The organism is Streptomyces sp. HUAS MG91 (genome assembly GCF_040529335.1).
GTDB lineage: Bacteria > Actinomycetota > Actinomycetes > Streptomycetales > Streptomycetaceae > Streptomyces > Streptomyces tabacisoli.
This window is the reverse complement of sequence record NZ_CP159534.1, coordinates 7,134,583-7,147,864: the sequence shown is the minus strand read 5'-3', so window position 1 is coordinate 7,147,864 and position 13,282 is coordinate 7,134,583. Positions and strand designations below refer to the sequence as shown.

Below are 13,282 nucleotides of genomic sequence, written 5' to 3'. Positions count from 1 at the left end.
TCACGGCATCAGGTGGTAGTCGGGGAAGTTCCCGGGCAGCCGCTCCCCCTCCGGTCCCTGTGTGACGGCGCGCACCAGTAGCTCGCCGCCGACGAAGGCGCCGCGCCAGGACGCCCCGAAACCGCCGAACAGCTCGTCCCGGTCGCCGCGTGAGCGGGGTTTGCCGTGGCCGACCTTGAAGGCGCGGATCTGCGGGGCGAGCCGCTCGTAGGTCTCCTCGTCGTCGGTGGAGAGGGTCGCAACCAGGGCGCCGTTCGACGCGTTCATGGCAGCGAGCAGCTCCGCCTCGGTGTCGACCAGGACGATGGTGTCGACCGGGCCGAAGGGTTCGGCGTGGTGCAGCGGTGAGGACGGGGGCGGGGCGAGGAGCGTGACCGGGTGGACGTAGGCGCTGGTGTCCTGGCCGGGCAGGAAGCGGTCCGGGTCGGCGACGGCGCGGTGCAGGGGAACGGCGCCGCGGCCGATCGCCTCACCGACCTGATCGGTGAGCTCCTTGGCCTTGGCCGCGTTGATGAGCGGGCCGAAGTCGAGCTGCGGGTAGGGGTCCCCGGCGTCCTCGACGGCGAGCGGGTGTCCGACGCGCAGGGTGCGCACCGCGGGCAGGTACGCGGCGAGGAACGCGTCGAAGGCGTCGCGCTGCACGACGAAGCGCGGGTAGGCGGTGCAGCGTTGCTTGCCGTAGTCGAAGAGCTTGGGGATCGCGGCGGTCAGCCCGTCCCAGTCCGTGTGGTTCCAGATGCCCCAGGTGTTGAGTCCTTCCTGTTCGAGGATGTGCCGCTTGCCGAGGTCGGCGACGGCCGTGGCCACGGCGGCGCCGGTGTCGCGCCCGCCGACGAAGGACACGCAGCCGATCTCGGGCGCCCGCACCAGCGCCTGGGAGAGCTGCCCGCCGCTGCCGCTGACGAGGGTGACGGGGATGCCCTCGCGGGCGGCGAGGGCGCAGGCCAGGGTCAGACAGGAGACGCCGCCGTCGGTCGGGGTCTTGGCGATGACCGCGTTCCCTGCCAGTGCCTGCACCAGCATGGCGTGAACGAGCACGCTCATCGGATAGTTCCAACTGGCGATGTTGGAGACCGGTCCGGCCAACGGCGTACGGTCGCCGAGGAGTTCGTCGATGCCGTCGACGTACCAGCGCACGCCGTCGATGGCCCGGTCCACGTCGGCCCGGGCGAGCCGCCACGGCTTGCCGATCTCCCAGACGAGGAGCAGGGCGAGCAGATCGCGGTGCTGGGTGAGGGCGTCGAGGGTGGCGGCGACGCGGGCCCGGCGTTCGGGCAGCGGGACGTGCCGCCAGGCGCGGTGCTGGTCGAGGGAGGCGCGTACGGCCTGGTGGGCGGTGTCGGCGTCGAGGCGGGGCGGTCCTGCGATGGGGCTGCCGTCGACGGGGGTGGTGGCGGGCAGCGTACGGCCGTCGGCCTGCCAGTCGCCGTTCCAGAGGTTGAGGACGCGGTCGTCGCGGAAGGCCTCGGGGGCCGCGCCGAGGCAGCGCTGCCAGGCGTCGTTCCAGGACGTTCCTGCTTTGAGGGTGGTTGCCATTGCGTTCGGTCTCCGCTCACGGTGCACAGTCGGGGCGGGCGTCTTGCTGGCTGTTGGTGCTGTGGACGGGAGGTGCCCGCTGGGCACCTCCCGTATGCCAAGGACCGTACGGGGGACGGCGGCCGGGGCGTATGAATCGCGTCACTCGCGGCGGGCGAGGCGTTCCGTCACGAGCCGCGCCGTCTCGGTGGGGGTCGAACCGACGCGCACGCCGACCGCTTCCAGGGCCTCCTTCTTGGCCCGGGCGGTGCCGGAGGAGCCGGAGACGATGGCTCCGGCGTGCCCCATGGTCCTGCCCTCGGGGGCGGTGAACCCGGCGATGTAGGCGACGACGGGTTTGGTGACGTGGTCGCGGATGTACGCCGCGGCCCGCTCCTCCGCGTCGCCGCCGATCTCCCCGATGAGGACGATGAGATCGGTCTCCGGGTCGTCCTGGAACGCGCCGAGGCAGTCGATGTGGCTGGTGCCGACGACGGGGTCGCCGCCGATGCCGACGCAGGTCGAGAAGCCGATGTCCCGGAGTTCGTACATGAGTTGGTAGGTGAGGGTGCCGGACTTGGAGACGAGTCCGATACGGCCGGGTTTGGTGATGTCGGCGGGAATGATGCCCGCGTTGGACTCCCCCGGTGTGATCAGGCCCGGGCAGTTGGGGCCGATGACGCGGGTGCCCCTGCGCCGGGCGTACGCGTGGAAGGCGACGGAGTCGTGCACCGGGATGCCCTCGGTGATGACGACGGCGAGGGGGATGCCCGCGTCGGCCGCCTCGACGACGGCGGCCTTGACGAAGGCGGGCGGGACGAACAGGACGGTGACGTCGGCGCCGGTGCGGGCCCTGCCGTCCGCGACGCTGCCGAAGACGGGGACGGCCCGGTCGTCGAAGTCGACGGTGCGGCCGGCCTTGCGGGGGTTGACGCCGCCGACCACGTTCGTGCCCGCGGCGAGCATGCGGCGGGTGTGCTTCATGCCCTCGGCACCCGTCATGCCCTGGACGAGGACCTTGCTCTCCTTGGTGAGATAGATCGCCATGTCCCGGCTCCTCAGGTGGCGTTGGTCGCGAGTTCGGCGGCGCGGCGCGCGGCGCCGTCCATGGTGGGTACCTGCTGGATCAGCGGGTGGGCGCGCGCGTCGAGGACGGCGCGGCCGCGGGCGGCGTTGTTGCCGTCGAGCCGGACGACGAGCGGCTTGGTCAGCCGGACGCTGTCCAGGGCGCTGACGATGCCGTCGGCGACGGCGTCGCAGGCCGTGATGCCGCCGAAGACGTTCACGAAGACGGACCGCACGGACGGGTCGGAGAGGATGACGTTCAGTCCGTCGGCCATCGTGCGGGCGGAGGCGCCGCCTCCGATGTCGAGGAAGTTGGCGGGGCGGGCGCCGCATCCGGCGACGACGTCGAGGGTGGACATGACCAGTCCGGCGCCGTTGCCGATGATGCCGACCTCGCCTTCCAGCTTCACGTAGTTGAGGCCCTTGGCGGCTGCCTCCGCCTCCAGGGGGTCGTCGTGCGTGGCCTCCTGGGCGCCCCACCGCTCGCGTCGGAAGCGGGCGTTGTCGTCGAGGGTGACCTTGCCGTCGAGGGCGAGGATCCGCCCCTGCGCGGTGCGCACGAGGGGGTTCACCTCGACGAGGACGGCGTCCTCGCGGGTGAGGACGTTCCAGAGGCGTACGAGGACGTCGACGGTCTGTGGCGGCAGGCCGGCGGCCGCGGCGATCCGTGCGGCTGTGGCCGTGGTGACGCCCTCCGCCGGGTCGACCGGGATCCGGGCGACGGCCTCGGGCCGTGCGGCGGCGACCTCCTCGATCTCCGTGCCGCCCTCGGCGGACGCGATGGCGAGGAAGGTGCCTGCGGCGCGGTCGAGCACGTAGGAGACGTAGAACTCGGCCTCTATGTCGACGGGTTGGGCCAGCATGACCGTGCCGACGGTGTGGCCCTTGATGTCCATGCCGAGGATCTGACGTGCCGTGAGCTCCGCCGCGGCCGGGTCGGCGGCCACCCTGACACCGCCCGCCTTGCCCCGCCCGCCGGACTTGACCTGCGCCTTGACGACGACACGCCCGCCGAGCCGACGGGCGATCTCGCGCGCTTCCTTCGAGGAGTCGGTGATCTCCGCACGTGGCACCAAGATGCCGTGTTCCGCGAAGAGTTCCCTTGCCTGGTGTTCGTACAGGTCCATTTCGGCTCCTGATCTGAAAGTGCCGTACGCCCCCTGGACACCACCCACCGGATGCGGGATAACAAGGTTCATACAGTATTCGTCGACTGTATGCAATGTACGAGCGACGCACGAGAGCCGTACCCCAGCCGTGCTGAACCTCGGCCGAAACGGCTCGCCAATCCCCTACGAAGGGACGGGACTTCGCCATGCCCCAGTCGTCCACCGCGGACAACGGCCAGGAGCAGATCTCCGGAGGCCATCTGGTCGCCAAGGCACTGAAGGCCGAGGGGGTGGAGGTCATCTACACCCTGTGCGGCGGCCACATCATCGACATCTATGACGGTTGCGTCGACGAGGGCATCGAGGTCGTCGACGTACGCCATGAACAGGTCGCCGCCCACGCGGCGGACGGATACGCCCGGATCACCGGCAAGCCGGGATGCGCCGTGGTCACGGCCGGCCCCGGCACCACGGACGCCGTCACCGGTGTCGCGAACGCCTTCCGCGCGGAGTCACCGATGCTGCTCATCGGCGGCCAGGGAGCGCACACGCAGCACAAGATGGGCTCATTGCAGGACCTGCCGCACGTCGACATGATGACGCCCATCACCAAGTTCGCCGCGACGGTGCCGGACACCGCGCGCGCGGCCGACATGGTGTCCATGGCATTCCGCGAGTGCTATCACGGGGCGCCCGGGCCGTCCTTCCTGGAGATACCCCGGGACGTGCTCGACGCGAAGGTGGCGGTGGACACGGCACGCGTGCCGAAGGCGGGCCACTACCGCGCCTCCACCCGGTCGGCCGGCGACCCGGAGGCGGTCGAGAAGCTCGCCGACCTCCTGGTGCACGCCGAGAAGCCGGCGATCCTGCTCGGCAGCCAGGTGTGGACGACGCGCGGCACGGAGGCCGCCGTCGAGCTGGTGCGCGCGCTGAACGTGCCCGCCTACATGAACGGCGCGGGCCGCGGCACCCTGCCGCCCGGCGACCCGCACCACTTCCAGCTGTCGCGCCGCTACGCGTTCTCCAACGCCGACCTCATCGTCATCGTCGGCACGCCCTTCGACTTCCGCATGGGCTACGGCAAGCGGCTGTCTCCCGACGCGACCGTCGTCCAGATCGACCTCGACTACCGCACGGTCGGCAAGAACCGCGACATCGACCTCGGGATCGTCGGTGACGCGGGCCTGGTCCTGAAGTCCGTCACCGAGGCCGCCTCGGGACGGATCAACGGAGGCGCCACCCGGCGCAAGGAATGGCTCGACGAGCTGCGCGCCGCCGAGCAGACGGCCATCGAGAAGCGGCTGCCGAACCTGCGCTCCGACGCCTCCCCCATCCATCCGTACCGGCTGGTCAGCGAGATCAACGACTTCCTCACCGAGGACTCGATCTACATCGGTGACGGCGGCGACATCGTCACCTTCTCCGGTCAGGTCGTCCAGCCCAAGTCGCCCGGCCACTGGATGGATCCGGGGCCGCTCGGCACCCTCGGCGTCGGCGTCCCGTTCGTCCTCGCCGCCAAGCAGGCACGGCCCGACAAGGAGGTCGTGGCGCTCTTCGGCGACGGCGCGTTCTCCCTCACGGGCTGGGACTTCGAGACGCTCGTGCGCTACGACCTGCCCTTCGTCGGGATCGTCGGCAACAACTCCTCGATGAACCAGATCCGGTACGGCCAGAAGGCCAAGTACGGCGACGCGCGCGAGCGGGTCGGCAACACCCTCGGCGACGTCCACTACGACAAGTTCGCCCAGATGCTCGGCGGTTACGGCGAGGAGGTCCGCGACCCGGCCGACATCGGTCCCGCGCTGCAACGCGCGCGCGAGTCGGGCAAGCCGTCCCTGATCAACGTATGGGTCGATCCGGACGCCTACGCGCCCGGAACCATGAACCAGACGATGTACAAGTGAGGTGAGTCCCTCGTGACCAAGGCCCTCGAAGGCATCCGCGTCCTCGACATGACCCACGTCCAGTCGGGCCCCTCCGCCACCCAGCTCCTCGCGTGGCTCGGCGCCGACGTCATCAAGCTGGAGGCGCCGACCGGGGACATCACGCGCAAGCAGTTGCGCGACATCCCGGACGTCGACTCCCTGTACTTCACCATGCTCAACTGCAACAAGCGGAGCATCACCCTCAACACCAAGTCCGAGCGCGGCAAGGAGCTGCTGACCGAGCTGATCCGGCGCTCGGACGTCATGGTCGAGAACTTCGGCCCGGGCGCCGTGGACCGCATGGGCTTCACCTGGGACCGCATCCAGGAGATCAACCCGCGGATCGTCTACGCCTCCATCAAGGGCTTCGGCGAGGGCCCGTACACCAACTTCAAGGCGTACGAGGTCGTCGCCCAGGCCATGGGCGGGTCGATGTCCACCACCGGCTTCGAGGACGGACCGCCGCTCGCCACCGGCGCGCAGATCGGCGACTCGGGCACGGGCGTCCACGCCGTGGCCGGCATCCTGGCCGCCCTGTTCCAGCGGGAGAACACCGGGCGCGGGCAGCGGGTGAACGTGGCCATGCAGCACGCGGTCCTCAACCTGTGCCGGGTCAAGCTGCGCGACCAGCAGCGGCTCACGCACGGGCCGCTCGCCGAGTACCCGAACGAGGACTTCGGCGACGAGGTGCCGCGCTCCGGCAACGCGTCGGGCGGCGGGCAGCCCGGCTGGGCCGTGAAGTGCGCTCCGGGCGGGCCCAACGACTACGTGTACGTCATCGTGCAGCCGGTCGGCTGGGCACCGCTCACACAGCTCATCGGGCGGCCCGAGCTCGCCGAGGATCCCGAGTGGGCGACTCCGGAGGCGCGGCTGCCGCAGCTCACCAAGATGTTCCAGCTGATCGAGGAGTGGTCCTCGACGCTGCCCAAGTGGGACGTGCTGGAGCAGCTCAACGCCCACAACATCCCGTGCGGGCCGATCCTGTCCACCAAGGAGATCATCGAGGACGCCTCGCTGGTGGCCAACGAGATGGTCGTCGAGGTGCCGCATCCGCAGCGCGGGACCTTCACCACCGTCGGCTCCCCGCTCAAGCTCTCCGACTCCCCCGTGGACGTCAGCAGCTCGCCCCTGCTCGGTGAGCACAACGAAGAGGTCTTCATCGGCGAACTCGGTCTCGGTGACGAGGAGCTGCGCCTGCTCAAGTCGAACGGGGTGATCTGATTGATGGCCGAGGACCGGACGCTCACGGTGCGGGCGCTGCTCGACACCGTGCGGGCCGAGGGACGCACGGCGCTCACCGCGCCCGAGGGCAAGGTGATCGCCGACGCGTACGGGATCGCCGTCCCCGGCGAGGAACTGGCGACCGATGTCGACGAGGCGGTGGCCGCCGCGGCCCGCTTCGGCAAGCCGGTGGTGCTGAAGATCGTCTCCCCCGACATCCTGCACAAGACCGACGCCGGCGGCGTCGTGGTGGGGGTGGAGGGCGCGGCCGACATCCGGGCCGCGTTCCACCGGATCATCGACAACGCGCGCGCGTACGCGCCGGATGCCCGGATCGAGGGCATCCAGGTGCAGGAGATGCTGCCGACCGGCGGCGACGCGCAGGAGGTCATCGTCGGGGCGGTCACCGACCCGACGTTCGGCAAGGTCGTCGCCTTCGGGCTCGGCGGTGTGCTCGTCGAGGTCCTCAAGGACGTCACGTTCCGGCTCGCGCCCGTCGACGCCGACGAGGCCGTCGGGATGCTCGACTCCATCCGGGCGGCCGAGGTGCTGCGCGGGGTGCGCGGTGCCCGGGGCGTCGACCGGTGGGCGCTCGCCGAGCAGATCCGCCGGGTCTCCCGGCTGGTCGACGACTTCCCGGAGATCGCCGAGGTCGACCTCAATCCGGTGATCGCGACGCCCGAGGGCGCGGTCGCGGCGGACATCCGGGTGATCCTCGCCGAGGGCACGGCCGCGGCGCGGCGCACCTACACGCGCGAGCAGATCCTGACCAGCATGCGGCGCCTCATGCAGCCGCGGTCGGTGGCCGTGATCGGGGCCTCCAACGAGCAGGGCAAGATCGGCAATTCGGTGATGCGCAACCTCGTCGACGGCGGCTTCTCCGGGGAGATCCATCCGGTGAACCCCAAGGCCGATGACATCCTGGGGCGCAAGGCGTACAAGAGTGTCACGGACGTCCCCGGTGAGGTGGATGTGGCGGTCTTCGCGATCCCCGCCAAGTTCGTGGCAGCGGCCTTGGAGGAGGTGGGGCGCAAGGGCATCCCGAACGCGGTGCTGATCCCCTCCGGCTTCGCGGAGACCGGTGAACAGGCGCTCCAGGACGAGATCGTGGCGATCGCGGAGCGGCACGGCGTGCGGCTCCTCGGCCCGAACATCTACGGCTACTACTCGACGTGGCAGGACCTGTGCGCCACCTTCTGCACCCCGTACGACGTGAAGGGCGGGGTCGCGCTGACTTCGCAGTCCGGGGGCATCGGGATGGCGATCCTGGGCTTCGCGCGCACCACCAAGACCGGTGTGTCGGCGATCGTGGGCCTCGGCAACAAGTCGGACCTGGACGAGGACGACCTCCTCACCTGGTTCGGCGAGGACCCGCACACCCAGTGCATCGCGATGCATCTGGAGGACCTGAAGGACGGGCGCGCCTTCGTGGAGGCCGCTCGGGCGACGGTGCCGAAGAAGCCCGTCGTCGTCCTGAAGGCGGGCCGTACGGCGGCCGGTGCGAAGGCCGCCGGGTCGCACACGGGCGCACTCGCGGGCGACGACGCCGTGTACGACGACATCCTCCGGCAGGCCGGCGTCATCCGGGCCCCGGGCCTGAACGACATGCTGGAGTACGCGCGGGCCCTGCCCGTGCTGCCCACGCCGCAGGGCGACAACGTCGTGATCATCACCGGCGCGGGCGGCTCCGGCGTCCTGCTCTCGGACGCGGTGACCGACAACGGGCTGCGCCTCATGGAGATCCCGGACGATCTGGACGCCGCCTTCCGCGCGTTCATCCCGCCCTTCGGCGCCGCCGGGAATCCCGTCGACATCACGGGCGGCGAGCCCCCGTCGACGTACGAGGCGACGATCCGGCTCGGTCTGGAGGATCCGCGCATTCACGCGCTCGTGCTGGGCTACTGGCACACCATCGTCACCCCTCCCATGGTCTTTGCGGAGGTAACGGCCCGGGTGGTCTCGGAGTTCCGGGAGCGCGGCATCGAGAAGCCGGTGGTCGCGTCGCTGGCCGGGGACGTCGAGGTCGAGGAGGCGTGCCAGTACCTGTTCGAGCGGGGCGTGGTCGCGTACCCGTACACGACCGAGAAGCCGGTCGCGGTGCTCGGGGCCAAGTACCGGTGGGCCCGCGCGGCGGGGTTGATGGGGGGCGGTCGATGAGGTGACCCGCGGCGGGTCCGGTCGGCGGTGCGCGTCGGCCGGGCCCAGGTCCCGTGCGCGCACGAAAGCAATGTGGACAGGGGGCGCTGGCCAGATCTTTCGACGCAAGGGGTGCGACCGTCATGACGACCACCGACCTGTCCTCGTCCGGTCCCGTCAGGGAGGTGAGGGACGAGAACGGCCGCCTCTACCGGATCGGGCGGACCGACCGGGACCTCATGGGGCGACCACGATGGACCATGGTGCTCTTTCCCTGGATGGGCATGCTGGGCATCAGCTCCTCGGAGTACGCGTTCACGTCGGCCGAGGACACTCTGCACGAGGCCCACCTGTGGGACAGCGGGCACATCTTCTGGCTGATGGGTGTCTGGATCTTCTTCCAGGCGGCCGTGGCCTTCCCCGCCGGGCAGTTGCGCGAGAGCGGGAGGCTGCCGGCCCGGTACGCGATGATGCTGGGCGCCGGCGGCACGCTGTGCGGCTATCTGTCCCTGGCCTACGCACCGCACGTGACCGTCGCCTATCTCGGCTTCGGTGTGTTCAGCGGTATCGGGGCCGGTCTGGTCTACGCGACCAGCGTCAACATGGTCGGCAAGTGGTACCCGGAGCGCAAGGGCGGCAAGACCGGCCTGGTCAACGGCGGGTTCGCCTACGGCTCCGTGCCCTTCGTGTTCGTCTTCACGTCCTTCATGGACCTGTCGAACTACCAGGGCTTCCTGGTCATGGTCGGCGTGATCTGCTGCGCCGTGGTGGCCTTCGCCGGCTGGTTCCTGAAGGACCCGCCCAAGTACTGGTGGCCCGCGCACGTGGACCCGCTGAAGGTGACGGACGACCCGCGTGTGCGGCGTGCGCTGAGCAAGAACCCGCCCGCCGTGCACCAGTACACCCCGCGTGAGGCGGCCCGTCAGCCCGTGCTGTGGATGATGTGGTTCTGCCTGCTGTGCACGGCCGGGATCAACATCTACGGCATCGCCATGCAGGTTCCGTTCGGCAAGGAGATGGGGTTCGCCGGCGGCATCGTGGCCACCGCCATGTCGCTCAAGGCCATCGTGAACGGCACCGGCCGCGGCGTGATCGGCTGGATCTCGGACCGCGCCGGACGCCGCAACACACTGATCATCGTCTGTCTCGTCCTGGGGACGGCGCAGTTCGGTGTGTTCGTCTCCGGAAACATGGGCTCGATGCCGTTCTTCCTGTTCTGCTCGATGGTCTCCGGATTCGGCGGCGGAGCGATCTTCCCCTTGTTCGCGGCCATGACCGCCGATTTCTTCGGCGAGAACAACAATGCCTCCAATTACGGCATGGTCTACAGCTCGAAGCTGGTCTCCGGCCTGGTGGGCGCCGGCGGCGGGGCCTTCCTCGTCGACGCCTGGGGATACGGAGGCGCATTCGTGTTCGCCGGTTCGATCGGACTCGGCTCGGCCGTGCTCGCACTCTTCCTCAAGGCGCCCGGCAAGCCCAGACCCCAGAGGCGACGCCGGATCGTACCCAACCCGCAACCGCTCGGTGAGGAGATGGCTTGATATGACGGCGGAGCCCATCGCCGCAGGAAATTCGAGATCGTCGACCGGCGCCAGGTACCAAGAGATTACCGATGAGAACGGCCGCGTCTACCGCATCGGAGAGACGGACCGCGACATCCTCGGCCATTCGCGGAAGTTCATGGTGTACCTGCCATGGGTCGCGATGATGGCCATCAGCGTTTCCGAGTACGCGTACGGCTCGGCGGAGGACACCCTGTCCGCCGCGCACGGCTGGACCCAGTCGAACACCTTCTGGATCCTGAGCGTCTGGGTGTTCTTCCAGGCGGGAATCGCCTTTCCGGCCGGGTGGCTGCGGGAGAAGAACATTCTCCCCGCCAAACGGGCCGTCATGCTGGGTGCGTTCCTGTGCATGGTCGGCTTTCTCGCCCTGTCGCACATGCACAATGTGTGGCTCGCGATCCTCGGATTCGGTGTCATCGGCGGGCTGGGCTCCGGCCTCGTCTATTCGACCTGCATCAACATGGTCGGCAAATGGTTCCCGGAGCGGAAGGGCGGAAAGACCGGATTCGTCAACGGCGGATTCGCCTACGGTTCGCTGCCGTTCATCTTCATCTTCAACTACGCCTTCGACACCTCCAACTACCACCGGGTGCTGGACATGATCGGCGCGTATGTCCTGGTGGTCGTGCTGGTCTGTGCGTTCTTCTTCCGTGATCCGCCGAAGAACTGGTGGCCCCACGACGTCGATCCGCTCGACACGTCCGGGACGAGCAAGCGCGCGAGGTCGCTGGCCAAGAATCCGCCGGCGGTGCGTCAGTTCACGCCGATGGAAGCCGTCAGGACCGGAATGCTGCCGATCATGTGGGTGAGTCTGGTGCTCACCGCGGGCGTGTCCATCTTCGGCATCTCGTTCCAGGTCGACTTCGCCAAGGAGGTCGGATTCGGACCGCTCGTCGCGGCCTCCTCGATGGGTGTCATGGCGGTCATCAACGGCGTCGGCCGGGCCGTCGTCGGCTGGCTGTCGGACATCTGGGGCCGCAAGAGGAGCCTGGTCTTCGTGATCGTCGTGCTGGGTCTCGCCCAGTTCGGCGTCATCTGGGCCGGCGACATCAAGAGCGAGTGGCTGTTCCTGGTCTTCGCGTTCCTCTCCGGCTTCGGCGGCGGCGCGTTCTACCCGATGTTCGCGGCCCTGACCCCGGACTACTTCGGCGAGAACTACAACGCGACCAACTACGGGCTCGTCTACAGCGGCAAGCTGATCAGCGGCTTGTTCGGCGGCGGGCTCGGCTCGATGGTGGTCGCCGCGTGGGGGTACAACGGGGCGTACGCGCTGGCCGGCGGGATATCCATGGTGGCGGCCGCCTTCGCGCTGCTGCTGCGCCAGCCGGGGCGCAAGGAGGTGAAGCAGGCCGTGACCCACGCCTGAGTCACGCACCGCGCACAGGAGGGCCCGGCCGGTCGGCCGGGCCCTCCTGTGTGCCTCACGCGCGTGGTGCCGCGATCACTTCTTGCGCAGGGCCGCCAGGTTGGTGTAGCCGATCTTGGCGTGCTTCAGGGACTGGCCGAGATCCGTGGAGGAGGGCGCGTTGTCCTGCTCGACCATGGGGTTGTGGTAGTTCTTCGCGCCGACCCGGCTGAAGAAGGTCTTGTAGTCGATGACTCCGGTGCCGAAGGGCACCATGTCGTAGCCCTCGCCGCTGGTGTCGTTGCGCGTGCCGTCCTTGGCGTGGAACAGGGGGTAGCGCTTGGTGTGGCCTCGGACCAGCGCCGCCGGGTCGAAGACGTTCTTCCGCTGGGAGCCGTCGTGGTTCGTGTAGGTGTGGAACTTGTACTGGGCGACGTGCGCCCAGTAGATGTCCATCTCCAGCCAGACGGTCTTCGGGTCGGTGACCTTGAGGAAGTACTCCAGCTTGCGGGTGCCGGAGCTCCGCGTCGGGCGGCCCTGCGCGTCCAGCGGCCCGCCGTCCAGGAGGAAGCCGTAGGCCGCGTCGTGGTTGTGGGTGTAGAGCTTGATCCCGGCGCGGCGGGCGATCTCGCCGAGGGCGTTCCACTTGTCGGCGGCGACGTCCCAGTCCGCCTTGTACGCGCTGCCGGTGGGGTCGCCACCGGTGCCCATGTGGTCCATGCCGAGGATGTTCGCGATCTCCAGGTGCTTCTTGAACGTGTCGAGGTCGGGCTGGGTGAACGGCCACGACGACGGGATGAAGCCGTGGTTGCCCTGGGCGCGCAGTCCGTACTCGTCGAGCCATGAGCGCAGCAGTTTGGCGCCCGCGACCGATTCCAGGTTGGCGCCGCCGGGGGCGTTCGCGTGCTGGCCGTAGCCCGCGAACTCGACCTGGCGGTAGCCGTAGCGGGCCAGCTCCTTGAACACCTCGCGGAACCCGGAGGGCAGGTCGGTGGCGAGCGGGTCGCGGCCGGTGGCGTCGCGCACGGTGTAGAGGATGATGCCGCGCTTGTCGGCCGGCACCAGCTCGTGGCCGCGGCCGTGACCACGGCCGTGGTCGTCGTGCCGGGGCTGGGCGAAGGACGGGGCGGCGCCGAAGACGGGGGCGGCGATCGCGCCCGCGCCGACCGCCGTGCAGGTGCTGAGGAAGCGGCGGCGGTCGATGCCGAGACGCCGTCTGAGGGCGTCGTCGGTGGAGGAGGTGGCGGGGGCGTCGTGGGAGTCGGTCACGGGTGCCTCTTTCCGGTTCTCGTGCGGGATGCGTCGGACGCGGTGCGCTGACCGCTGGGCGCTGTTCGCTGTGCGGGTCGGACGCCACTGGCGTGTTGTCGGTGGCGTGTGCTTCACTCTCTGTAACTGCTCTTC

General features: G+C 69.5%; 9 protein-coding genes. 5 read left to right on the top strand and 4 right to left on the bottom strand.

The window, feature by feature from the left end; translation table 11 throughout:
• From ABII15_RS32340 to sucC, 3 genes are all read right to left on the bottom strand, one after another.
• On the bottom strand, positions 1-1,536 hold the full coding sequence (locus ABII15_RS32340) for an aldehyde dehydrogenase family protein (RefSeq protein ID WP_353945820.1): 1,536 nt from the start codon (positions 1,534-1,536) through the stop codon (positions 1-3).
• A 141-nt stretch (positions 1,537-1,677) separates the two neighbouring features.
• Positions 1,678-2,562 (bottom strand): succinate--CoA ligase subunit alpha, encoded by an 885-nt coding sequence (gene sucD / locus ABII15_RS32335; protein WP_353945819.1) that lies wholly within the window; start codon positions 2,560-2,562, stop codon positions 1,678-1,680.
• An 11-nt stretch (positions 2,563-2,573) separates the two neighbouring features.
• Entirely contained in the window at positions 2,574-3,707 is a 1,134-nt protein-coding gene (gene sucC, locus ABII15_RS32330) for an ADP-forming succinate--CoA ligase subunit beta (protein ID WP_353945818.1), read from the bottom strand.
• Between the two features lie 188 nt (positions 3,708-3,895).
• On the opposite strand from sucC, the gene ABII15_RS32325 reads away from it, so the two are divergent.
• From ABII15_RS32325 to ABII15_RS32305, 5 genes are all read left to right on the top strand, one after another.
• Complete coding sequence (locus ABII15_RS32325; protein WP_353945817.1) at positions 3,896-5,593, top strand: thiamine pyrophosphate-binding protein; 1,698 nt, start codon at positions 3,896-3,898, stop codon at positions 5,591-5,593.
• 12 nt (positions 5,594-5,605) lie between these two features.
• The gene (gene frc / locus ABII15_RS32320; protein ID WP_353945816.1) at positions 5,606-6,835 is read left to right on the top strand and encodes a formyl-CoA transferase; all 1,230 of its coding nucleotides are present in this window, start codon (positions 5,606-5,608) and stop codon (positions 6,833-6,835) included.
• Between the two features lie 3 nt (positions 6,836-6,838).
• Positions 6,839-8,992: an acetate--CoA ligase family protein gene (locus ABII15_RS32315; RefSeq protein WP_353945815.1), complete on the top strand. Its 2,154-nt coding sequence runs from the start codon at positions 6,839-6,841 to the stop codon at positions 8,990-8,992.
• 122 nt (positions 8,993-9,114) lie between these two features.
• Positions 9,115-10,512: an OFA family MFS transporter gene (locus tag ABII15_RS32310; protein WP_353945814.1), complete on the top strand. Its 1,398-nt coding sequence runs from the start codon at positions 9,115-9,117 to the stop codon at positions 10,510-10,512.
• 1 nt (position 10,513) lies between these two features.
• Positions 10,514-11,899: an OFA family MFS transporter gene (locus tag ABII15_RS32305; protein WP_353945813.1), complete on the top strand. Its 1,386-nt coding sequence runs from the start codon at positions 10,514-10,516 to the stop codon at positions 11,897-11,899.
• Between the two features lie 75 nt (positions 11,900-11,974).
• On the opposite strand, the gene ABII15_RS32300 is transcribed toward ABII15_RS32305, so the two are convergent.
• Positions 11,975-13,147 (bottom strand): sugar phosphate isomerase/epimerase family protein, encoded by a 1,173-nt coding sequence (locus ABII15_RS32300; RefSeq protein WP_353945812.1) that lies wholly within the window; start codon positions 13,145-13,147, stop codon positions 11,975-11,977.
• Between the last annotated feature and the right edge of the window lie 135 nt (positions 13,148-13,282).